A 20,666-nucleotide genomic window follows, 5' to 3' on the forward strand; every position below is an offset into this window, starting at 1 on the left:
GGCGGGTGTGGGGCGTCGTGCCGGCGTGGACACTTTCCGGCCATCCGCAGGGCGGAGCCGGGGTCGGCGACGTGGCCGGACGTCATGCCCGAGGATGACCACCCGCGGGTGGACGCGGCCGGCCCGGCCGGTCGATACGCTTCGACAGGTGACCGCCCTCCTGCTGACCCGGCGGCTGCGGCCGGCGGAACTGGCCACCGCGGACGCCCTGCTCTCCGCGGCGGTCGGCGGGCTGCTCGGCCCGTACGCGGCACTGGAATCGCCGCTGCACGGTGGGGTCCGCGAGCCGCTCTGGGTGTCGGTGCTCGTCGGGATGGCACTCGGGCTGCCGCTGGCCGTCCGGCGACGGTGGCCGGTCACCGTCGCGCTCGTGATCAGCTCCGTCGCCGCCGTTGCCCTGGTCACCGGCGTGATTCCCAACTATGCCGCTGCCGCTCCCGGGCTCGCCATCGGCCTGTCCGTCTACCCGGTGGCCGTCTCGGCGACCACGCGCCGGGCGGTGCTCGGCGGCGCCGGTTGTCTCGCGCTGGTGAGCGTCGCCCTGGTGCTGACCGCGAGCGACCTCTGGTCGCGGACCGGCGCGGTCGGCTATGCCGCCGTCATGGTCGTGCCCGCCTGGATGATCGGCTGGCTGGTCCGCGAGCGACGCGCCCTCGCCGCCCGGCAGGGCGAGCACCTGGTCCGCCAGGCCGCCGCCGAGGAGCGGTTACGGGTGGCGCGGGAACTGCACGACGTGGTCGCGCACACGCTCAGCCTCATCGTGGTGAAGGCGGCCGTCGCCAACCACGTCGCCGAGACCGACCCGCGCGAGGCGGGGGCCGCCCTGCGGGTGATCGAGGCGACCGGGCGCACCGCGCTGACCGACATCCGCCGGGTGCTCGGCGCGCTGCGCGAGGGCACCCCGTACGCCCCGACGCCGGGGCTGGACGAGTTGCCCGCGCTCGCCGAGCAGGCGGCGATCGGCGGTGTCGACGTACGGCTCGACGTACGGCGGGAGGAACCGGCCGCGACGGTGCCGGAGTCGGTGGGCCTGTCGGTCTACCGGATCGTGCAGGAAGCGGTGACCAACGTGGTCAAACACGCGGCGCCAGCCGCCTGCCGGGCGACGGTGACGGTCACGCCGTGCGAGGTCCGGATCGAGGTGACCGACGACGGCCGCCGGCCGGTCCTGGCCGTCGGGGAGGGACACGGGCTGATCGGCATGCGGGAACGGGTGACCCTGCACGGGGGCGAGTTCAACGCCGGACCGCGCTCCGGCGGCGGCTTCGCGGTGACCGCCAGCCTGCCCTACCGGGCGGCCACGTGACCCGGGTGCTGATCGTCGACGACCAGGCGCTGCTGCGCGGCAGCTTTCGGCTGCTGGTCGATTCGACCCCGGATTTCACCACGGTCGGCGAGGCGGGCACCGGCGCGGAAGCCGTGGCGCTGACGGCCGAGCACCGGCCGGATGTGGTGCTGATGGACGTGCGGATGCCGGAGATGGACGGCATCGAGGCGACCCGACGGATCTGCGCCGACCCGGCGACAGCCGGCACCCGGGTCATCATCCTGACCACGTTCGACCTGGACGAGTACGTCTACGGGGCACTGCGCGCCGGAGCGAGCGGGTTCCTGCTCAAGGACACCCCGCCGGCGGAACTGCTGGCCGGCATCCGGGTGGTGGCCGCCGGTGAAGGGCTGCTCGCACCGTCGGTGACCCGCCGCCTGATCGACGAGTTCGCGCGCCGGCCGGAGCCGGCCCGGCCGCTGCCGCGACGGTTGGACGGGGTGACCGAGCGGGAACGGGAAGTGCTCACGCTGATCGGCCGTGGCCTGTCGAACGCGGAGCTGGCCGAGCACCTCCGGCTCAGCCTGCCCACCGTAAAGACGCACGTCGGGCGGTTGTTGACCAAGCTGGCGGTACGCGATCGGGCCCAACTGGTCATCGTCGCCTACGAAACGGGCCTGGTCGGGCGCGGCCCGCGCTGAACCGCGGCCGGCGCCGGCCGCACCCGGTCACCGACGAGCAGTGGGACGGGCCCGGACGACACCACCAGGGAGCCGCGCGACGGATCACCCAGCCGGCAGGCATCCGGCGCTGTCCGGCCGTCCGGCGGAAACCAGCGGCCGGGCGGCGCCGCGCCGGTCCGCCCGTCCGGGCCCACGCGGTCCGTCGATCCGGTCGGCGAGCTGGCGTAGCGGCAGCTCCGGATGGGTGGCGGCGTGCGCGGCCACCATCGCCAAGGCCTGCGGCAGGCCGGCGCAGCCGGTGATGAGGTCGCCGGTGGCCGCCGGGTCGGCCGCCAACCGCCCGGTGCCGAGCCGCTGGCGGAGCAGTTCGTACGCCTCCTCGGCGGTGAGCGGGGTCAGCGGCACCGGGTACGCCCCCTGCCGGGCGACCAGCGGCAGCAGATGGTCGCGGCTGGTCACCACGATCAGGCAGCCGACGGCGCCGGGCAGCAGCGGCTGCGCCTGCCCGGCGTCGCGGGCGTTGTCCAGCAGCACCAGCATGCGCCGGCCGTACAGCAGGGTCCGGTAGAGGTTGACCTGCCCGGCCAGGTCAGCGGGGACACGGTGGGCCGGCACCCCCAACGCGGCCAGGAAGGTGCGGACCACCTGGGCCGTCGCCGGGGCCTGGCCCGCCGGGTCGGTGCATGCTGATCAAGATCTCCACCACGCCCGGGGCGCAGCCGCTGGTGCAGGTCGGGGCGGGCGAGGCACCCGGCGAGGGTGCGGGGGTCGGCACCGGCCGCCAAGCAGCGGGCGGCCAACACGGTCATCAACGGGTACGTGAACACCGCGCGGCCGGTCGTCCGGTTCTGGAACCACCAGGTGGTCGGCACCCTGGCCCAGGCCCAGCCGGGCTGGCTACGCAACGCCCAGGCCCAGGCAACCGGCCTGTTCGTCGCGGGTATCGCCGAGATCAACGGCGGTAACTGCACGATGCAGGACGGGCTGCGGGTCTGCCGGGGCGGCGGAGGTGCGCTGTCCCAGCGTGGCGGCACCACCTACGGCAACACCTTCCTAACCGACGATCCGGGACCGTTCTCGGCCAAGACCATCGCCCACGAGAAGGAGCACGTGGCCCAGTGGAAGAAGTACGGTAACGTTTTCGGCTACATGTACACCGTGGAGAACATCTGGGTGGGCAATGACCCGTGCCAGAACCGGTACGAGGTCGCGGCTGACGCCAAGGGAAAGTCATACGGCCAATGCTGAATCGCGGACGGCGCCGGCTCTGGCTGCTGGCGGGGCTGCTGCTCTGCCTCAGCAGGTCGGCGCGGCCTGCCAGCACCCGCCCCGCCCGGACTACCAGATCGGCTTCGTGCGTCTCGGTGACCGGCTGGCCGTCTACACCCCGATCTGTCCCGGCGACACGGTGCAGGCCATCCAGGTGCACGCGGTTCCCCCGCCGGAAAAGAGTGGCAACTCGGTGCTGCTCTGGGAGGCGGCGGACCCGGTCGGAGCGGGTCCGGCCGGGGCGGACACCCGTGACGGGCTGATCGTCCTCGGGGCCGGCTTCGGCACCGTCCGGCGGGCCCCGCCCGCACAGTTCGGCCGCACGCTCTCGGTCGCGGTGGACACGGCGGACGGGCGGTCGTACTCCGACGCGGTCGCCCTGCCCGAGCAGGTGGCGCAGTTCCCGGCCGACACGCCGCCGACGGCGCTCTCCTTCGACACCGACGACGGGCTGCTCAGCTACGACACGCTGCGCGCCCACTTCGATCGGGAGATCACCTGCCGCTGATCCCCGGACGGCACCGCCGAGGAGGCCGAGGGGCCGGGGGTCTCGCGCGGGCCGCACCGGCCGCTCCCGTGCTTTGCGGCACATCGCTGGCAGGTGGTTCGGGCGGCTCGGGCCCGTCGCCGGCTATCTTGCCGGCGATGGTCACGGCGTTCGCGCAGCCGGTGATGTCCGCCGGGGCGGACGCGATCTGCGGCGCCAGAACAGGAGCGCGCCGCCGAGCACGACGACCCCGATGAGCGCGTCCACGAGCATCGGCCGGGGGCCGCGCTGCGGACGACCGGCGTTCCGGACGGTCAGGTCGGGCAGCAGGCCGGTGGCGAGGTGCAGGTCGAAAAGCTGGCAGCTCTGGGAGCCCAGTTCGCAGCTGCTACCCGTGTCGAACGAGGACAGGGTCCGCCGGGAGCCGGCATCGAGTCGCACCTCGGCCAGCGAGGCGTGTCCCGCGTCGTTGACGGTGGCGACGACCACGCTGTCCGCCGCGCGCCAGCCGAGCAGTTGCACGACGTCCGGGACCGCCGCCGGTGGTGTCCGGACCCCGGAAAGGGGCAGGAACTGGACGTCGCCCACCTTCCACAGGAAGACACCGTGACTGGTGTCGCCACCCGTGCTGCCGGTGAACGGCCCGTCCGCGAGCCAGGGCACGGTGGCCAGGAACGTACCGTCCGGCGACCAGCCGACCTCGGCCGCCAGCTCGCGTCCGCGCGGGATCTGCACCCGGCGAAGCTCGCGGCCGTCGAGGTCGACGAGGTGGGCCGTCTGACCCACCTGTACGGCGAGCCGTCGGCTGTCCGCCGCGAACGCCGCCGTCCACGCCGGCCTGATCGCAGGCACCTCGGTGCTCCGCCCGCTCGACAGGTCGAGCAGGCGCAGCGTACCGGTGCGGGCCACCTCGGCCTCGACGACGTTCACGGTGCCGAACTCTCCGGAGTGGCTGAGGGGGGCAGCGCTGTAGGCGACGTGGCGGCCGTCCGGCGACCAGGCCAGCAGCCGCACGCCGACCGGGTCTCCGAGCGGGATCGACCGGCGCTTGCCCGTGGCCAGGTCGACCAGGAGCAGGTCGCGGGTCGCGCCGCGATCGTCGCCGAGCAGCACGCGGGTGCCGTCCGGGGCGAGCAACGCCGAGGGGCGGTCGCGCTCCTCCATGGCGTCGACCCGCCGGTACGTGTCCGCGTCGGCCCCGACGATCAGCGACTGGAACATGTTGAACGTCTCGCCGTTGCCGTAACCGTAGAGGGCTATCGCGCGGCCGGGCGGGGCTTTCGTGACGGTGCTGGTGAGCATCGAGTACCCGGCGAAGCGGTCCGGCAGGCTCGGCGTGGCCGCCGGGGCTGCCGGCCGGACCGGGAGCGGAACGCCGGGCGCGACCAGACCGGCCAGGACGAGCACGACGGCGGCGCACGCCGCCGTGGCGGCCATCCGGCGGCGCCGGACCGAGCGGCGAGCCCGGGTGAGTACGGTGTCCAGGTATCCGGGCGGCAGCGGCGGGGGCTCGTCCGGCAGGGTGGCGAACAGTTCTCTCATGGCGTGTCCACCCCTCCGGGCACGTAGTTGGGCAGCAGGCGGCGCAGCGCCGCGATGGCGTACGAGGTCTGGCTCTTCACGGTGCCGGTCGAGCACCCCAGTGCCGCGGCGGTCTGCGCGACGTCGAGGTCCTCCCAGTAGCGCAGGACCAGCACCGCGCGCTGCCCGCGAGACAGTTTCGTGAGCGCGTCCAGCAGGTCGACGCGGTGGTCGGCGCCGGCCAGCGGCGTCACGGGGGGCCCGGTCACGTCGGCCACGGGTCGGACCCGGCGGGTCCAGGACCGCTCGCGCTCGGCCAGGTAGGCGTGGATCAGCACCGCCCGCACGTAGGCGTCGACCGACTCCGCTGCCGACGCCTTGCGCCAATGCCGGTAGAGCGCGACGAGGCACTCCTGCACCAGGTCGTCCGCGGCCGACCACTGCCCGCACAGCCGGTACGCCAGCCGTCGCAGCCAGGGCATGCGCGCCTGCACGTACTCGACGTACTCCCGTTCACTCCGCAAGCCAGCCTCCCACCAACACTAGGAGTGGGTCGGTGCCCGTTCCGGTTGTGGGGGTCGTGCTCGAAGTTGAGCGGTGGTCGAGGCCCGCAGGTCGTGTACTGCGCCGGGTGGGCCGACGGCGGGCGTGGCGGGGGTCGTCCCGGCTCAGTCGAGGGCCAGCATCCACTGCACGGCGTCGCGCGCGGCCGCGATGCCGGGCTCGCGAGACTGCGCGGTGAAGACGAGCACCCGATCAGCGCGCACTGTAGTCACCGCGGTGCACCGACGGTTTCCGGGGCGTCCGGCACGTCGGGCCGGCGAGCTACGCCCCCGCGGTGACCAGGTCAACCTGACATTCGTGTGGCCGGACGAACGGGGTCAGGCGCGCGTCGATCGCCGTCCGGCCGCCCTGTTCGACGAGGCCTTGCAGCAGCCCGAGGTGCATGGCGCAGACGATGCCCGGATGGTTTTCCGCCAGCGGCCGGAACGGGCACGCATGCAGGGTTATCCGCGTGTCTCCGCCGTCCGCTGTGACGGTGGGCTGGAAGCCGAACTCGGTGAACAGCGCGGTGACCGTACTGGTGATGTCCTGCGGGTCGTCGGGCCGGTCAGCGGGTTTCGGGCGGAGTCGGTGCGCCCAGGCCCGGCCGGCGCTCCGGGCGGCTTCGCCGCCGTCGGTGCTGTCCAGGTGGTCGACGAGGACGGTCGCGAGAAGCGCGTACCCGGTGTCCTGCGTCCCGGCGGTTGTCGGCTCGTACACGGTGCGCGGCCGGCCACGCCGGCCTTGCCGGGCTGGACTTTCCCGCACGAAGCCCGTCCTGATCAGCACGTCGAGGTGGAACCGGACGGTGTTGGGATGCAGGCCGGTGGCAGCGGCCAGCGCAGCGGCGTCCAGCGGCGCGGCGGCGGACCGCAGCGCCTGCAGCAACTGTCGTCTGCTGGGGACGGCGAGTGCGCCGAAGGTCACGTCGTCAGGCACCCCATGAATATACACAACGAGTATGGTAAAAAATAACCGCAGGGAGGCGACATGATGAGGCAGGATGATCACCGTTGGTCGCGCCGGCGAACGATCGTCGTCGGCGTCGACGGCTCCTCCGGATCGAAGACCGCCTTGCGCTGGGCGCTCGAGCAGGCCGAGCGGACCGCCGCCGACGTCGAGGCGGTGAACGTCTGGACGCCGGAACCGGCCCACTACGCCTACCTGCCGGTCGCGCTCGCCGTGGATGACCTCGCCAGCGCCGCCGAGACGGCGTTGCTGGACACGCTGGTCGAGGTGACCCGCCAGTACGGCCGTTCGGTGCCGATCCGCCCCCGCGTGCTACGAGGGCTTCCCGTCGAGGAGCTGCTCCACGCCGCCAGATCCGCGCAACTGCTGGTCCTCGGCGCACCCACGCACGGCACCCTCGCCGGCCTGCTGCTGGGCTCGGTCAGCCACCAGTGCGTGCAACGCGCGACCTGCCCGGTCCTGATCGCCCCGGCCGTGCCGCACCGCCCGTCTGCCCAGTCGCTCGGCTGGGCCGATGTGGACCACCGGGTCATACCACCGAGGAGCTGAACGCCGTACCGCCTCCAGCCACGGCACCGGCCCGGTCCGGCCGGACACGGCGAGCATCGTTGCGAAGAAGGCAGCCATGAGACCCACGACGTCGTACACCGAGATGACAATCCCGTCGGACGTGCTCGCCAGCGCCGCGGCCGCCGCCGCGCGCTACGCCCCATCGATCCTCAACACCCAGCCGTGGCGATGGCGGGTACGTGCGGACCGGCTGGAATTGTTCGCCGAACCCCGTCGTCACCTGACCGCCACCGACCCCGACGGTCGGATGCTGATCCTCAGTTGCGGCATCCTCCTGCACCACGCGTGCGTCGCCCTGGCCGCCCAGGGCTGGACCGCGCGGATCGTCCGCACCCCCAGCATGTCCCCGACCGTACCGCTGGCCGTGCTGCACGGCTTCGAAGCGGCCACGGTCACCCCGGCCACGCGCCAGCAGGAACAGGCCATGCGGACGCGACGCACCGACCGGCGGCCCGTCAGCGACCAGCCCATCGCATCGCCCATCATCCGTGCCATCACCGCCAGCGCCCCCGGTGCCGTCGGCCTGCAGATCCTGACCGCCGAGCAGGTCATCGAGCTGGCCGCCGCCGTGTCGAGAGCCGACGCGGTGCAGAGCCAGGACCCGTTCGCCCGCGACGAGTTGAATTGCTGGACGAGCCGGCCCACGACCGACGGCGTCGGGCTGCCCCCGGAGGTGCTGCCGGACCGGCCGCCACAGACCACCGTTCCGGGCCGCGGGTTCGGCCATCGAGGAACCCTGCCGACCGGGGCCGGCCACGACCGGGCCGCGACGTATGCGCTGCTCTACGGCGGAGGCGACGATCCGGCCTGGTGGCTGCAGGCTGGCGAGACGCTGTCCGCCAGCTGGCTCACCGCGACCGCGATGGAGGTGTCGGTGCTGCCGATGAGCGACGTCATCGCGGTCCCCGGCACCCGGGAAGCCCTGCGCCGGATGCTGAAGCCCTGCGACCGCCCGTACCTGGCGTTGCGGCTGGGGGTCGCCGACCCGGTGCCGGGCCGACCGCCGCGCACCCCTCGACTACCGACCGATCAGGTCGTCGAGGTGCTCGCGCCCGGCGCCTTCCGAGACCACTGACGACGACGGCCGGCCACCGGGACACCTCGGCCGAGCGCAACGCGCGGCCGAGGTCGGGCCGAGCGGATCGGTGCGCCGCGATTCGTCGGCACCACCCGGCCCGCCCAGGCGGTAGCTGCCTCCAGGCGAACGCCCGGATGAGCCCTGGAGAAAGGAACGACGATGGAACGTAGGCCCGGGCGACGCCCGGTGATCAGCACTGGTCTGCCGAGCCAGCTTCCGGACATCGACCCTGAAGAGACCAGTGAATGGGTCGAGTCGCTTGATGGTGTCATCGACGAGCGCGGAACCAAGCGCGCCCGCTACGTGATGCTGCGCCTGCTCGAGCGGGCCCGCGAGCGTCAGGTCGGGGTGCCGTCGCTGACGACGACCGATTACATCAACACCATCCCGCCGGAGCGGGAGCCGTGGTTCCCCGGTGACGAGCACATCGAGCGGCGGATCCGGGCCTACATCCGCTGGAACGCCGCCATGCTGGTGCACCGGGCGCAGCGCCCCGAGATCGGCGTGGGCGGTCACATCTCCACGTTCGCCAGTTCGGCGTCGTTGTACGAGGTGGGCTTCAACCACTTCTTCCGGGGCAAGGACCACCCGGGCGGCGGCGACCACATCTTCTACCAGGGCCACGCCTCCCCCGGCATGTACGCGCGGGCGTTTCTGGAGGGCCGGCTCAGCGCCGATCAGCTCGACGGGTTCCGGCAGGAGCTGTCGCACCCGGGCGGTGGTCTGCCGTCGTACCCGCACCCGCGGCTGATGCCGGACTTCTGGGAGTTCCCGACCGTGTCGATGGGTCTGGGGCCGATGAACGCGATCTACCAGGCGCGGTTCAACCGGTACCTGCACCACCGGGGCATCAAGGACACCTCCCAGCAGCACGTGTGGGCGTTCCTGGGCGACGGTGAGATGGACGAGGTGGAGTCCCTCGGCGCGATCGGCGTGGCCGCCCGGGAGGAGTTGGACAACCTCACCTTCGTGATCAACTGCAACCTGCAGCGCCTGGACGGCCCGGTCCGGGGCAACGGCAAGGTCATGCAGGAGTTGGAGGCGTTCTTCCGGGGCGCCGGCTGGAACGTGATCAAGGTGGTGTGGGGTCGGGAATGGGACCCGCTGCTCGCGGCGGACACCGACGGCGCGTTGGTCAACCTCATGAACACCACCCCCGACGGTGACTACCAGACCTACAAGGCCGAGTCCGGGGCGTACGTGCGGGAGCACTTCTTCGGCCGTGACCCGCGCACCCGCAAGATGGTCGAGCACCTGTCCGACGACGAGATCTGGAACCTCAAGCGGGGTGGTCACGACTACCGCAAGCTCTACGCGGCCTACAAGGCGGCCATGGAGCACACCGGCCAGCCCACGGTGATCCTGGCCAAGACCATCAAGGGCTGGACGCTGGGCTCGCACTTCGAGGCCCGCAACGCCACCCACCAGATGAAGAAGCTGACGCTGGAGGACCTCAAGCTCTTCCGCGACCGCCTCTACCTCGACATCCCCGACAAGCAGCTGGAGGAGAACCCCTACCTCCCGCCCTACTACCGCCCCGCCGACACCTCCGACGAAATCGAATACCTACACGAACGGCGCAAGCAACTCGGCGGCTACCTGCCGAGTCGGGTGATCCGGAGCCAGCCGCTGAGCCTGCCCAGCGACGCCGCGTACGCGAGCGTGAAACGTGGCTCGGGCGGCCAGGCGGTGGCCACCACCATGGCCCTGGTACGGCTGGTCAAGGACCTGATCAAAGATCCCGGGATCGGGCACCGGCTGGTGCCGATCATTCCGGACGAGGCGCGCACCTTCGGGCTGGACGCGCTCTTCCCCACCAGGAAGATCTACTCACCGCACGGGCAGACCTACACCTCGGTCGACCGGGAGCTGCTGCTGTCCTACCAGGAGGCGACCGACGGCCAGCTCCTGCACGAGGGGATTACCGAGGCCGGCGCGACGGCGTCCTGGACGGCCGTCGGCACGTCGTACGCCACGCACGGGGAACCGATGATCCCGCTCTACATCTTCTACTCGATGTTCGGCTTCCAGCGCACCGGCGACGGGCTCTGGGCCGCGGCCGACCAGATGGCACGGGGCTTCCTGCTCGGCGCGACCGCCGGCCGCACCACACTCAACGGCGAGGGCCTGCAGCATCAGGACGGCCACTCGCTCCTGCTCGCCTCGACCAATCCCGCCTGCGTGGCCTACGACGCGGCCTACGCCTACGAGCTGGGTCACATCGTGCGGGACGGCCTGCGTCGCATGTACGGCGAGGCGCAGGAGAACATCTTCTACTACCTCACCGTCTACAACGAGCCGATCTTCCAGCCGGCCGAACCGGATGACGTCGACGTCGAGGGCATCGTGGCCGGGATGCACCGGCTCCGTGGCGCCGGCAACGCCGGGGCACCGGCGGCGCACATCCTGGCATCCGGTATCGCCGTGCCGGCCGCGCTGGCCGCGCAACGCCTGCTCAGTGACGACTGGGGCGTGGCCGCCGACGTCTGGTCGGTGACCTCCTGGACCGAACTGCGCCGCGAGGCCCTCGCCGCCGACGGGTGGAACCTGCACCATCCGGACGAGCCGCCCCGCGTCCCGTACGTCACCCGCCGGCTGCGCGAGCACACCGCGCCTGTGGTGGCCGTGTCCGACTGGATGCGCGCGGTACCGGACCAGATCGCCCGCTTCGTACCCGATCGATGGGCTTCTCTGGGCACCGACGGATTCGGCAGGAGCGACACCCGCCCGGCCCTGCGCCGGCATTTCCACACCGATGCGGCATCGATCGCCCTGCGCGTGATGCAGGAACTGGTCGCGAGCGGACCGGTGGACCGGGCCACGCTCCGCGAGGCGCAGGCGGCGTACGCCGGCACCGGATGAGAGGCGGCACGGATTCCGGGTCGCCGGTCCGCATCCGGTTCCGCGGCAGCCGGATGCGGGTCAGCCCGCGATGAGTGCGGCGACTGCGCCGTCCGAGGTGACCGCGCGCCCGGTCGTGCGCTGGTAGCGCCGGACGAGATCCTGGTGGCGGGATCGCCGACCGATCCAGCGTTCGGCGCGCAGCAGCGGGTTGCGCCGCGGTGGGGGAAAGGCGCTGGCCAACTCGGCGAGGAGGGCCACGGGGTCGACGCCGGCGGCCCGTAGGACCCACCCGGCGCCCGGGTCGAGCGCGACGAGGGTCAGCGCGAGGTGTTCCGGACGGTGTTCGCGGTCGCGGCGGGCGAGCGCGAGCCGCAGTGACGCCTCGTAGGCCGCCTGGGCGTCGAGGCCGAGCGGCGGGTTCATCCGAGCGCAACGCCGTCGTGCCCTGGCCGCCCCGAACGGCAGCCGGGGTTCGGCTGCGGTCGGCCGATCCAGGCCGGCCGGGCCCAGCCGGGACAGCAGCCGGTCCGCGTCGATGCCGAGCGGCGCCAGCGTGTCGCGGTCGGCGGCGGCCCCGGCGCCCAGCGGCCCGGCCTGGCACACCGCCTCCTCGACGGCCGCCCCGGTCGCACCGAGCCGGCTGAGCACGGCACTGACCGCGCCACCCGCCGCGCCGAGGGCCAGCAGGAGGTGCTCGCTGCCGACGCGGCGGTGGCCGAGCCGGCGGGCCAGGGCCGAAGCGTGGCCCACCGCGCGGTGGAGCTCGGGGTGATCGCCCTGGAACATCAAGCCTCCTCGTAGCGGCGGTACTTGCGGTGCACGGTCTGTTTGGTGACGCCCAGCCGGACGGCGATCTCCTGCCAGGACCAGCCGGCTCGGCGCGCCGCGGCGACCTGCTCGATTTCCAGCTGTTCCAGCAGGCGGCGCAGGCGGGCCACGGCGCGCAGGGCGGTGTCGGGATCGCTGCCGCGGGCGGCGCGGTCAAGGTCGGCGATCGCGGACATGGCGTCAGCATATGCTGACGCCACGCCGTCGTCAATAGATGCTGACGGGGGCCTTCCCAGCCACCCGGGCCCCGATGCGCGCGGCGTTCGACCGCTTGCGGCCGGTGGGATCATGACCGGATGACGCCCTTCCACATCGACGTGCCCGAAGCCGTCCTGGTCGACCTGCGGGAGCGGCTGTCACGGGCCCGGCTCGCGCCGGCCACCCCCGGCGAGCCGTGGGCTGCCGGCACCGACCCGGGGTACCTGGCGGCGCTGGTGCGGTACTGGCGCGACGGATTCGACTGGCGTGCGGTCGAGCGCGCACTGAATCGGTACCCCCAGTTCGTCACCACGGTCCGCGGCGCGCCGGTCCACTTCGTCCATGTCCGCTCGGCATCGCCCGGCGCCACGGCGCTGATCCTGACCCACGGCTGGCCCGGCACGTACACGGAGATGCTGCCCCTGGTGTCCCGGCTCGCGGACTTCGACCTCGTCATACCGAGCCTGCCCGGCTTCGTCTTCTCCGGACCACTCGCCGAGGGCCCGACGACCGAGGCGGCCGTCGCGGACGTGTGGGCTGAGCTGATGACCGATCTGGGCTACCAGCGGTTCGGCGCCTACGGTGGCGACCTCGGGTCGGGCGTGTCGACCTGGCTCGGCGCCCGCCACGCGGAACGGGTCATCGGCGTCTTCTCGCAGCACATCAAGTTCCCGCCGGCAGACCGCAGGGGCGACCTCAGCGCCGCCGAGGAGGCGTTCGTCGCGATGCTCGACGCGAAGGCCGACGACGACTGGGGCTACGGCATCATCCAGGGGACCCGGCCCGACACCCTCGCCGCCGCGCTGAGCGACTCGCCGTCCGGACTGGCCGCATGGATCATCGAGAAGTACCAGCGCTGGAGCGACTGTGGCGGCGACATCTCCCGCCGGTTCGACTTCGACGAACTGCTCACCACCGTGATGCTGTACTGGGTCACCAACTGCATCGGCACGTCCTTCCGGCCGTACCGGGACGACCGCCTGGCCCCGGATCTGCCGATGGTCACCGTGCCCGCCGGCATCACGGTCAGCGTCGAGGACGCCGGCCTGCCCCGGTCGTTCGCCGAACGCACCTACGCCAACCTCACCCACTGGCGCGAGCCCACGGTCGGCGGCCACTTCTTCGCCCAGGAAGAGCCCGACCTGCTCGCCGCCGACCTGCGCGCCTTCTTCGGCGCGCTGCGGTGACCCGGGCGCTCGACCGGCGGCACCGCTGCCGGGTCCGGTCAGGGGGAAAGACCGGCCTGGATCGCCAGGATGGCGGCGCGTACCCGGTCCCGGCTGCCGGTCTTGGCCAGCACGTTGGTGACGTGCGTCTTGACGGTGCTCATCGAGAGGTAGAGCCGCTCGGCGATCTCGGTGTTGTTGAGCCCGGCACCGATCAGGGCGAGCACGTCGGTCTCCCGGGCGGTCAGCTGGTAGGCCGCCAGCTCCACGCGGGTCGCCGGTCCGGTCGCGCGTACCCGGTCGAGGACGGCGCCGGTGACCTCGGCGGAGAGGATCGCCTCCCCGGCCGCGACGGTGCGCACCGCGGCGATCAGGTCGCGGGCGCTGCCCCGCTTGAGCAGGAATCCGCGCGCGCCGGCGGCGACGGCGTCCAGGACGTAGGCGTCGTCGTCGAAGGTGGTCACCACGATCACGGCCGGGGCGTGCGGGATCGCGGCCAGCTCGCGGGTGGCCTGCAGGCCGTCGAGTACCGGCATGCGGATGTCGACCAGAGCGACGTCGATGCGCGGGTCGTGACGTACGGCGTCGAGGAGCTGCCGGCCGTCCGCGGCCTCGGCCGCGACGTGGATGTCGGGTTGGGACCGCAGGATCAGGCTGAAGCCGTCGCGGACCAGCTGCTGGTCGTCGGCGATCGCGACCCGGATCACGGCGTCGCCACCGGCAGGTTGGCCTGGATGACGGTGCCGCCGCCAGGCCGCCGGCCCAACTCCCAGCTCCCACCGCGAGCGCGCACCCGCTCCCCGATGCCGAGCAGGCCCGAGCCGCGCGTGGGTGCCGAGGGCGGCCCGATGCCGTCGTCGCTGACCCGCAGCCGGACGCGGTCGCCGTCGCGGACCAGCTCGACGCAGGCGGTCGTGGCTCTCGCGTGGCGGGCGACATTGGTGAGCGCCTCCTGGGCGATGCGGTAGACGGTCAACACGCCGACCTCGTCCAGGCCCGGCTCCGGGTCCAGCCGTACCCGCACCGTCACACCCTGCCGGCGCAGCGGCTGCGCGAGCAGCTCGTCGATGTCGGACAGGCGTGGCGGCGCGCTCACCGCGATCGCCGCGTCCGGGTCGCGCAGGTGCACGACGAGCGTGTCGAGCTCGCTCAGGGCGGTGCGTCCGCTGTCCGCGATCGCCCGCAGCGCCGCCCCCGGATCGGCGCTGAACTGGCCCGCCTCGGCTTGCACCACCATCGCGGTGACGTGGTGGCCGACCACGTCATGCAGCTCGCGGGCCAGGTTCGTGCGCTGCTCGAGCCAGGCCGTCTGGCCGCGCAGCTCACCTGCCTCCCGGGTCAGGGCACGGCCGCGCGACCAGGACCGGAACAGGACCCCCAGGAGGTAGCCGGCCGTCACGAAGCCGATCGGCTGCTCGTAGAGCCCACGCTGGTCGAGCAGCGCGACGCTGAGGGCGCCGGCGGCGCCGGTCAAGCCGACCAGCCAGCCCAGCCACGGGCGTCGGGCCGGGTCTTCGCAGGTCGAGAGGAACACGAGGCCGGCGACCGCGAGGCCCAGCTGCACCGACTCCCCGGTGCTCACCACCGCCACGAACCCGGCGCAGACCGCGAAGACCAGGCTCCGGTACGCGGGCCGCAGCGCCAGGGCGCCGAGGCCGACGGGCACCACCAGCCGCACCCAGCCCGCCGGCACGGCCAGGCCGCCCTCGACGGTCGTGACCACCGCGGCGATGATCAGGCCCGCCGCACCGTAGGTGAGCCGGCGCACTCGCCCCGGGTCGCGCCACCCTTCCCAGTTCCTGGTCCTCACCTGCACAGTCTCGGCGATCAGGCCGGACGCCGGACAGGTACCGGGGTACCGGATCGGGCCGGCACCCCGGTGCCGCCCCCGCGACCAGGTCGGCACCGCGGGACGTTCCGCCCGGAACGGTCACCGCGCGACGCTGCGGAGGTGACTCTTGTCGAACCGCGCACCGCGACCACCATCGGCCCGCTCCGTACGGTCGCGAACCTGATCACCGCCATCCGTACCGTCGCCTCGGTCGCCGTCGGGGTCGCCGCCCTCGTCGCCGGCTCCGTCGGACTGCTCGCGGTGGCGTACGGCATCTACTGGCTCGGCGACGTGCTCGACGGCTGGGCCGCCCGCCGGCTCGGACAGGAGACCCGGGCGGGAGCCGTATTCGACATCGTGAGCGACCGCGCCTGCACCGCCGTGCTCGGCGCGGGCCTGGTGGCGCTCATGCCCGACGTCGCGGTTGTGGCCCTGGTGTTCCTGCTCTCGTTCCTGGTGCTGGACACCATGCTGTCGCTGGCGTTCCTGTGCTGGCCGGTGCTCAGCCCCAACCACTTCCACCTGATCGACCGGCGGGTATGGGTGTTGAACTGGTCGCCCGGGGCGAAGGCCGCGAACACCGCGGGGGTGGTCGGCGCCATCGCGTGCGGGCAGTACCGGCTCGCGCTGGCCGTCGCCGTGGCGGTCGTCGGGGTGAAGCTGTGGTCAGCCGCGGCGGTGGTCCGGCTGCTCGACCGGGACGGCCGGGCATGAACAGCCTCGCCGAGGCGGTGCTGGCGCTCGGGTACGGTCTCGCCTCCGCCGTCGTCCCGCTCGTGAGCGCCGACGCCTACGCGGTCGTCGTCGGGCACCGTGGCGGCCACGCCCTGGTCGTCGTCCTCGCGCTGGCGCTCGGGCAGACCGTCGGCAAACTGCTCCTGTTCCAAGCGGCGCGAAGGGGGCGGCTGGCCCGGAAATTCGCGCCCCGGAGCCGATCGGCTCGCGCGGCGGCCCGGAGTGCCCGTTGGGCTGCGCGGGTAAAGCGTTGGCTCTCGCGTCGGCGCACCGCCCTGCCGACGGTGCTCGTCTCCGCCACCGTCGGGCTTCCGCCGCTGGCCGTGGTCAGCCTCGCCGCCGGCAGGGCGGGCCTTCGGCACTGGGAGTTCGCCGGCGCGTGCCTACTCGGGCGCGTATCCCGTTTCGCCCTCCTCGTTCTGCCGGCGGCGCTGGCCTAGCCGGAGGCCTCGTGGGATCGGGGCCCGCCGGGCACTGAACGGCGGGCAGCGCCGGCGACCCGTCGTTGGACGATCAGCGCGGCCCACATGGCGGTCGCCGACGCGACCGCCGCGATGGTCGCCGCTGTGGCCAGCGTCGTCCAGTCCGCGTTCGGGCCACCGCCGTAGAAGCGGGCGGCGAGTTCTCCGGCCAGCGGATGCACCGACAGCATGCCGATCGGGCCGAGCAGCACCAGCAGCGCCCACCCACCACGACGGTCGCCGCGTGCCGCCAGCACCACGCCGACGAGCACCGCCACCAGGAGAAGTGCCGTCCCGGCGGCGGGCAGGATCTGCCGGGCGGGCCAGCCGTAGTAGCCGAGGAACACGTCGCCTCCGTTGCCGGCGAAGGCCGCCCCCACGGGCAGAGCCGCGGCGACGCCGGCGACGGGCAGCAGCCGTAGCCACCCGGGCGACCGGCTGGGCACGCCGAGCGCCACGAAACCGAGGCAGACCTGGGGGAGCAGGACGAACAGCGGAGGCCGGGACCGGTCGACGACGGCGGCGAGCGGTACGACGGCGACGGTGAGGACAAGGGCGAGACCGATCGCCGCGCGGGTCCACCGGCCGGGTGCCGCCACGTGCGCCGCCGCGGCGAGCAGCCATGTCACCCACACGCCGAGACCGAGGGTGACGGACGTGCCGTGCTGTGCGACGCCGAACCACGCCGTCGTCCACGGACTGAGCTCCAGCGTGGCCCAGCAGCCGGCGAGAGCTGTGGCGGTCACCAACGCCAGTGTCGCGGCCAGCCGTAGGCCGGGGCCGACTCCGGTGGCGCCGACCGCGCGGAGCCGCTGGCGTAGGCCGCCGACGGCCACGTCGGTCACGTCGGCCACCGAGGGCCACCTCCGGTCCGGCGAGGACAGGGCGAGGTACGTACCGGCGATCTCGGTGCCGCGCGCGTCGCGGTAGCCGGCCGGATAGCAGATCCGGACCAGTCGCAGATAGCGGCGTTCCAGGTCGCTCATGCGATTCCTCCACTGAGTCGGGGCGTGCCTCGACGGGTACGTGCGGTCAAGCGGGCGGTCGCGGCCTCGACGTTGCGGCGCATCCGCTCGGTCTCGTCGGCGAGCAGGTCACCGCCGTGATTGGTGAGCCGGTAGTAGCGGCGCAGTCGGCTGTCCACCACCTCCTCCCGCTCGACGGCGACCAGACCCGCGTCGAGCAGCCGGTCGAGGGCGCCGTAGAGCGTGCCGGGGCGCAGTGACACGCGGCCGTCGGAGAGCCGGGTCACCTCGGTGATCAGGCCGTAGCCATGAAGTGGCTCCGCGGCCAACGCCGCGAGGATGAGGAAGGTGGGTTCGCGTAGCGGTGTCTCCACGCGCTCAATGTATCGGATGCAAAGGTATATCGGTACCCGTGTGTGGGTGCGGCTGTCGCCTGAATTGGGCTCGCCGGCCGGATGCCGCGGTGTGGTGTCCGGTCACCTGTCCGCAATCCGGCAACGATCGGGTCGACCAGCCGGTTGAACATGATCTTCATGGGTCGGAGACTCGGGGTGTCGGGTGGCACCTGGAACACCAGTTGAAGATGAACGAGGAGCAGGCGATCCACGACCGGCTGATGGAGACTCGCCTCTGGTACACCCAGATTGCGGCGACGGTCGCCAGCAGCGCGACGATCCTGACCCTCGGTGTGATCACCGCCGTGACCGGCGACACGGCCAACGTGGCAGCGAGTCTCGCCGTCCTCGGCTGCGGCTCGGGACTGGCGGCGGGATCGTTCCTGGCCAGCAGGGGGATCAGGCGGGCCTGGCTCGACGAACGTCAGCGCCGTCAGGCGGACGAACGGCTTGCGGAGGAGCAGCCCGAGCCGGCGGCGGCACAGCCGGTGCCGTGACGGGACCCGGTCGTGGTGTCGATCCGGGCACTAGATCACCCGGCGTCGTACCCGCCACACCACCACGCCGATCAGCGCCGCGGCGGCGGCGACGAACAGCGCCGCCTCGATGAGCTGGAAGGTCCAGAACCGGTCGGCCGGGTGGTAGACCCCGAACTGCTGGATGCCCCGCGCGTGCAGGAACTGGTTGAGGTTGGTGCCGGCCCGGTTGGCGGCGTCCTCCAGCTGGTAGTACTCGGTCGAGCTCAGCCTGCGCCCGCTGGCGTCCGCGTAGCCGCGCTCGATCACCCAGTCAGCGACGCTGCGCACGGGTCGGTGCGCGGCGTCGGCCGTGGCGCCGCCGGCGGGGACCGGCCGCATGGTGGTGAGCGGGGTCGCGTACGCGGGACGGGCCAACAGCGCCACCGACATCCGGGCGGCGAGGAACGCCCCGAACGCGACGCCGAACGCGGGCAGGCTGCGCCGCAGGATCGCGCCGGCCGCGGTGGCGACGCCGAACGCGAACAGCGCGTACGCCACCGGAACAAGTCCCTCCAGGTCGAAGGCGTCGTACTGGAACCGGCCTTCCCACGCGTCGAAAGGCTGACGGAACCAGGTGAGCACCGCGGTGAACAACGCGGTGAGCGTGACGGTGACGCCGGCCAGTGCCGCGAGCTTGGCGGCCAGCCAGCGGGTCCGCGGCACGGCCTGCGTCCAGGCGAGCTGCCAGGTGCCGTCCTCCAGTTCGCGGGCGAGCAGCGGCGCACCGAGGAACGCGCCGATGACGACGGGGACCAGATAGAAGGCCGCCAGGAGGTTCTCGACGTACCCGTACCCCTCGTCGAGCCGGCGGAAGGAGGCCACGCAGGCCTCGTCGACACCGGCCGGTCCGGCACAGCGGGCGGGACCGCCGGGGAACAGGTCGTGGGCCTGCGTGCCGAGCACCAGCAGGGCGATGCCGAACATGCCGACGAGTAGACCCAGGACGCAGACCTCGGTCCGGTGCTGGCGCCAGATCAGCCAGGTCATGCCGCCACCTCCGAGGTGACCGCGCCGCTCGGCTCGGACGGCCGGCGCAGGTACGCCAGCACCAGGTCCTCCAGCGCGACCGGTTGGGCCTGCCACCCGGGCGCGGCCGGGAGCCCGCCGTCGCGTACCAGCAGGGTGGTGTGCCGGTCGCTGTGGACGGCCTCCACGACGGCGCCGGCCCGGTCGGGGTCGGTGGCCGTGCGCGGGCCGACGAGCAGCCGGTGCTCGGCGAGGAGGGCGTCGATGTCGCCGGTGAGCGTGACCCGGCCCTGGTTGAGCACGACCAGGTGGTCGCAGACCCGCTCCAGCTCGTGCACGACGTGGGAGGAGAACAGGACGGTCACCCCGCCTTCGGCGACCGCGCCCATGAGGACCTGGAGGAACTCGTGCCGGGCCAGCGGGTCGAGGCTGGCCACCGGCTCGTCGAGGACGAGCAGGTCGGGCCGCTTCGCCAGGGCCAGGGCCAGCGCGACCTGGGCCTGTTGCCCGCCGGAGAGCGTGCCGGTGCGGCGGTCGAGCGGGATGCCCAGCTTCGCCAGCCGGCGTTGGGCCAGCCCCTGGTCGAACCGCAGGTTGCAGGCCCGGCCGAAGCGGAGCATCTCGGCGACGGTGAAGCGCTTGTACAGCGGGTGGTCCTGGGCCAGGAACCCGACCCGGGACAGAGTGTGCGGGGTGCTGGCGGTGACGTCGTGGCCGAGGACCTCCACGGTGCCGGTGCTCGGCGCCAGCAACCCGACGACCAGGCGCAGCAGCGTGGTCTTGCCCGCGCCGTTCGGCCCGACCAGGGCGATCACGCCGCCGGCCGGCAGGTTCAGGGTGCAGTCGCGCAGCGCCCAGCCCTTCCGGTACCGCTTGCCCACACCGTCGGTGCGCAGCGCGAACTCGGTCTCTGTCACGCCACGTCCTCGTTCCTGGTCTGCTGGTGGACGGAGGTGAAGAGCGCGTCGACCGCCTGCTCGTCGAGGCCGGCGGCGTAGGCGCGGCGCAGCCAGGTCGCCAGGCCGCGGCGCAGCGACGTGTACGTCGATGCCGACATCGCGGCCGACTGCTGTTCGTTGACGAACGTGCCCTGGCCGGGCCGGCCGGTGACCAGGTTCTCCTGCTCCATCTGCCGGTACGCCTTGGCGACGGTGTTCGGGTTGATCGCCAGGTCCTCGACCACCTCGCGGATGAGCGGGAGGCGGTCGCCGGGTTGGAGGAAGCCCAGCAGCACCGCCTGGCGGACCTGCTGGACGAGTTGCAGGTACGGCGGCACGCCGGAGTGGGTGTCGAGCCGGAAGACGAACACGGTAGCCCCCTGCTGCTTTACTAGTACCCTAGTAAAGCAGCAGGGGGCGGTCAAGAAAACCGG

At 72.7% G+C, this 20,666-nt stretch carries 24 protein-coding genes; 11 read left to right on the top strand and 13 right to left on the bottom strand.

What is annotated here, in order from left to right; genetic code table 11:
- Positions 1-148: 148 nt before the first annotated feature.
- Both LQ51_RS20950 and LQ51_RS20955 read left to right on the top strand, forming a co-directional pair.
- Positions 149-1,306 (top strand): sensor histidine kinase, encoded by a 1,158-nt coding sequence (locus LQ51_RS20950; RefSeq protein ID WP_231605818.1) that lies wholly within the window; start codon positions 149-151, stop codon positions 1,304-1,306.
- On the top strand, positions 1,303-1,968 hold the full coding sequence (locus LQ51_RS20955) for a response regulator (RefSeq protein WP_046568245.1): 666 nt from the start codon (positions 1,303-1,305) through the stop codon (positions 1,966-1,968). The genes LQ51_RS20950 and LQ51_RS20955 overlap by 4 nt, the downstream gene beginning before the upstream one ends.
- An 84-nt stretch (positions 1,969-2,052) precedes the next feature.
- Here LQ51_RS20955 and LQ51_RS20960 read toward each other — a convergent pair whose 3' ends face one another.
- Positions 2,053-2,595 (bottom strand): NB-ARC domain-containing protein, encoded by a 543-nt coding sequence (locus tag LQ51_RS20960; RefSeq protein ID WP_046568247.1) that lies wholly within the window; start codon positions 2,593-2,595, stop codon positions 2,053-2,055.
- 114 nt (positions 2,596-2,709) lie between these two features.
- Between LQ51_RS20960 and LQ51_RS31445 the strand changes: the two genes are divergently transcribed.
- Together LQ51_RS31445 and LQ51_RS20970 are read left to right on the top strand one after the other, a co-directional pair.
- Positions 2,710-3,198: a hypothetical protein gene (locus LQ51_RS31445; protein WP_052745016.1), complete on the top strand. Its 489-nt coding sequence runs from the start codon at positions 2,710-2,712 to the stop codon at positions 3,196-3,198.
- 106 nt (positions 3,199-3,304) lie between these two features.
- A complete protein-coding gene (locus LQ51_RS20970; RefSeq protein WP_046568249.1) occupies positions 3,305-3,727 on the top strand; it encodes a hypothetical protein in 423 nt (140 codons plus the stop codon).
- Positions 3,728-3,868: 141 nt separating this feature from the next.
- On the opposite strand, the gene LQ51_RS20975 is transcribed toward LQ51_RS20970, so the two are convergent.
- From LQ51_RS20975 to LQ51_RS20985, 3 genes are all read right to left on the bottom strand, one after another.
- Positions 3,869-5,248 (bottom strand): WD40 repeat domain-containing protein, encoded by a 1,380-nt coding sequence (locus LQ51_RS20975; protein WP_046568251.1) that lies wholly within the window; start codon positions 5,246-5,248, stop codon positions 3,869-3,871.
- Positions 5,245-5,751, bottom strand: a complete 507-nt coding sequence (locus tag LQ51_RS20980; RefSeq protein ID WP_231605819.1) for a SigE family RNA polymerase sigma factor — start codon at positions 5,749-5,751, stop codon at positions 5,245-5,247. Before LQ51_RS20980 ends, LQ51_RS20975 begins: the two co-directional genes overlap by 4 nt.
- A 301-nt stretch (positions 5,752-6,052) precedes the next feature.
- Positions 6,053-6,781 (bottom strand): helix-turn-helix transcriptional regulator, encoded by a 729-nt coding sequence (locus LQ51_RS20985; protein WP_197087860.1) that lies wholly within the window; start codon positions 6,779-6,781, stop codon positions 6,053-6,055.
- Here LQ51_RS20985 and LQ51_RS20990 point away from each other — a divergent pair.
- From LQ51_RS20990 to aceE, 3 genes are all read left to right on the top strand, one after another.
- Positions 6,764-7,288 carry a universal stress protein gene (locus tag LQ51_RS20990; RefSeq protein ID WP_046568253.1) on the top strand — a complete coding sequence of 175 codons (525 nt, stop codon included), beginning with the start codon at positions 6,764-6,766 and terminating at the stop codon, positions 7,286-7,288. The two genes, LQ51_RS20985 and LQ51_RS20990, sit on opposite strands and share 18 nt — an antisense overlap.
- A gap of 76 nt (positions 7,289-7,364) precedes the next feature.
- A complete protein-coding gene (locus LQ51_RS20995) occupies positions 7,365-8,384 on the top strand; it encodes an Acg family FMN-binding oxidoreductase (RefSeq protein ID WP_046568254.1) in 1,020 nt (339 codons plus the stop codon).
- Between the two features lie 162 nt (positions 8,385-8,546).
- Positions 8,547-11,249 carry a pyruvate dehydrogenase (acetyl-transferring), homodimeric type gene (aceE, locus tag LQ51_RS21000; RefSeq protein ID WP_046568255.1) on the top strand — a complete coding sequence of 901 codons (2,703 nt, stop codon included), beginning with the start codon at positions 8,547-8,549 and terminating at the stop codon, positions 11,247-11,249.
- A 60-nt stretch (positions 11,250-11,309) separates the two neighbouring features.
- Here the strand turns inward: aceE and LQ51_RS21005 are convergent, their stop codons facing one another.
- The gene (locus LQ51_RS21005; protein WP_046568256.1) at positions 11,310-12,017 is read right to left on the bottom strand and encodes a Clp protease N-terminal domain-containing protein; all 708 of its coding nucleotides are present in this window, start codon (positions 12,015-12,017) and stop codon (positions 11,310-11,312) included.
- Positions 12,017-12,235: a helix-turn-helix domain-containing protein gene (locus tag LQ51_RS21010; protein ID WP_046568257.1), complete on the bottom strand. Its 219-nt coding sequence runs from the start codon at positions 12,233-12,235 to the stop codon at positions 12,017-12,019. Before LQ51_RS21010 ends, LQ51_RS21005 begins: the two co-directional genes overlap by 1 nt.
- A gap of 120 nt (positions 12,236-12,355) precedes the next feature.
- On the opposite strand from LQ51_RS21010, the gene LQ51_RS21015 reads away from it, so the two are divergent.
- The gene (locus tag LQ51_RS21015; protein ID WP_046568259.1) at positions 12,356-13,444 is read left to right on the top strand and encodes an epoxide hydrolase family protein; all 1,089 of its coding nucleotides are present in this window, start codon (positions 12,356-12,358) and stop codon (positions 13,442-13,444) included.
- Positions 13,445-13,482: 38 nt separating this feature from the next.
- Here the strand turns inward: LQ51_RS21015 and LQ51_RS21020 are convergent, their stop codons facing one another.
- Together LQ51_RS21020 and LQ51_RS31450 are read right to left on the bottom strand one after the other, a co-directional pair.
- Positions 13,483-14,130 carry a response regulator gene (locus LQ51_RS21020; RefSeq protein ID WP_046568261.1) on the bottom strand — a complete coding sequence of 216 codons (648 nt, stop codon included), beginning with the start codon at positions 14,128-14,130 and terminating at the stop codon, positions 13,483-13,485.
- A complete protein-coding gene (locus LQ51_RS31450) occupies positions 14,127-15,233 on the bottom strand; it encodes a sensor histidine kinase (protein ID WP_156313190.1) in 1,107 nt (368 codons plus the stop codon). Before LQ51_RS31450 ends, LQ51_RS21020 begins: the two co-directional genes overlap by 4 nt.
- A gap of 141 nt (positions 15,234-15,374) precedes the next feature.
- Here LQ51_RS31450 and LQ51_RS21030 point away from each other — a divergent pair, with 141 nt between their 5' ends.
- Positions 15,375-15,968: a CDP-alcohol phosphatidyltransferase family protein gene (locus tag LQ51_RS21030; protein ID WP_046568263.1), complete on the top strand. Its 594-nt coding sequence runs from the start codon at positions 15,375-15,377 to the stop codon at positions 15,966-15,968.
- Positions 15,965-16,429, top strand: a complete 465-nt coding sequence (locus LQ51_RS21035) for a VTT domain-containing protein (protein ID WP_046568266.1) — start codon at positions 15,965-15,967, stop codon at positions 16,427-16,429. The genes LQ51_RS21030 and LQ51_RS21035 overlap by 4 nt, the downstream gene beginning before the upstream one ends.
- Here the strand turns inward: LQ51_RS21035 and LQ51_RS21040 are convergent.
- Both LQ51_RS21040 and LQ51_RS21045 read right to left on the bottom strand, forming a co-directional pair.
- Positions 16,426-17,436 carry a hypothetical protein gene (locus LQ51_RS21040; RefSeq protein ID WP_046568268.1) on the bottom strand — a complete coding sequence of 337 codons (1,011 nt, stop codon included), beginning with the start codon at positions 17,434-17,436 and terminating at the stop codon, positions 16,426-16,428. The two genes, LQ51_RS21035 and LQ51_RS21040, sit on opposite strands and share 4 nt — an antisense overlap.
- Complete coding sequence (locus LQ51_RS21045) at positions 17,433-17,789, bottom strand: PadR family transcriptional regulator (protein ID WP_046568270.1); 357 nt, start codon at positions 17,787-17,789, stop codon at positions 17,433-17,435. Before LQ51_RS21045 ends, LQ51_RS21040 begins: the two co-directional genes overlap by 4 nt.
- A 209-nt stretch (positions 17,790-17,998) precedes the next feature.
- Here LQ51_RS21045 and LQ51_RS21050 point away from each other — a divergent pair, with 209 nt between their 5' ends.
- Complete coding sequence (locus tag LQ51_RS21050; RefSeq protein ID WP_046568272.1) at positions 17,999-18,307, top strand: hypothetical protein; 309 nt, start codon at positions 17,999-18,001, stop codon at positions 18,305-18,307.
- A 30-nt stretch (positions 18,308-18,337) separates the two neighbouring features.
- Here the strand turns inward: LQ51_RS21050 and LQ51_RS21055 are convergent, their stop codons facing one another.
- From LQ51_RS21055 to LQ51_RS21065, 3 genes are read right to left on the bottom strand one after another with little or no spacing between them, the layout of a single operon-like run.
- Positions 18,338-19,315: an ABC transporter permease subunit gene (locus LQ51_RS21055; RefSeq protein WP_046568273.1), complete on the bottom strand. Its 978-nt coding sequence runs from the start codon at positions 19,313-19,315 to the stop codon at positions 18,338-18,340.
- A complete protein-coding gene (locus LQ51_RS21060) occupies positions 19,312-20,211 on the bottom strand; it encodes an ABC transporter ATP-binding protein (protein WP_046568274.1) in 900 nt (299 codons plus the stop codon). Before LQ51_RS21060 ends, LQ51_RS21055 begins: the two co-directional genes overlap by 4 nt.
- Positions 20,208-20,603, bottom strand: a complete 396-nt coding sequence (locus tag LQ51_RS21065; RefSeq protein ID WP_046568276.1) for a GntR family transcriptional regulator — start codon at positions 20,601-20,603, stop codon at positions 20,208-20,210. Before LQ51_RS21065 ends, LQ51_RS21060 begins: the two co-directional genes overlap by 4 nt.
- Positions 20,604-20,666: the final 63 nt, after the last annotated feature.

The organism is Micromonospora sp. HK10 (genome assembly GCF_000982955.1).
In the GTDB taxonomy this organism is placed as follows: Bacteria; Actinomycetota; Actinomycetes; order Mycobacteriales; family Micromonosporaceae; genus Micromonospora.

What these genes read in the sequence shown, in the direction of transcription:
- LQ51_RS21040 (WP_046568268.1), bottom strand. Translation starts at nt 17,436, where the DNA reads ATGAGCGACCTGGAACGCCGCTATCTGCGACTGGTCCGGATCTGCTAT.
- LQ51_RS20990 (WP_046568253.1), top strand. Translation starts at nt 6,764, where the DNA reads ATGAGGCAGGATGATCACCGTTGGTCGCGCCGGCGAACGATCGTCGTC.
- LQ51_RS21055 (WP_046568273.1), bottom strand. Translation starts at nt 19,315, where the DNA reads ATGACCTGGCTGATCTGGCGCCAGCACCGGACCGAGGTCTGCGTCCTG.
- LQ51_RS21050 (WP_046568272.1), top strand. Translation starts at nt 17,999, where the DNA reads ATGAACGAGGAGCAGGCGATCCACGACCGGCTGATGGAGACTCGCCTC.
- LQ51_RS21015 (WP_046568259.1), top strand. Translation starts at nt 12,356, where the DNA reads ATGACGCCCTTCCACATCGACGTGCCCGAAGCCGTCCTGGTCGACCTG.
- LQ51_RS21035 (WP_046568266.1), top strand. Translation starts at nt 15,965, where the DNA reads ATGAACAGCCTCGCCGAGGCGGTGCTGGCGCTCGGGTACGGTCTCGCC.
- LQ51_RS20975 (WP_046568251.1), bottom strand. Translation starts at nt 5,248, where the DNA reads ATGAGAGAACTGTTCGCCACCCTGCCGGACGAGCCCCCGCCGCTGCCG.
- LQ51_RS21010 (WP_046568257.1), bottom strand. Translation starts at nt 12,235, where the DNA reads ATGTCCGCGATCGCCGACCTTGACCGCGCCGCCCGCGGCAGCGATCCC.
- LQ51_RS20995 (WP_046568254.1), top strand. Translation starts at nt 7,365, where the DNA reads ATGAGACCCACGACGTCGTACACCGAGATGACAATCCCGTCGGACGTG.
- LQ51_RS21005 (WP_046568256.1), bottom strand. Translation starts at nt 12,017, where the DNA reads ATGTTCCAGGGCGATCACCCCGAGCTCCACCGCGCGGTGGGCCACGCT.
- aceE (WP_046568255.1), top strand. Translation starts at nt 8,547, where the DNA reads ATGGAACGTAGGCCCGGGCGACGCCCGGTGATCAGCACTGGTCTGCCG.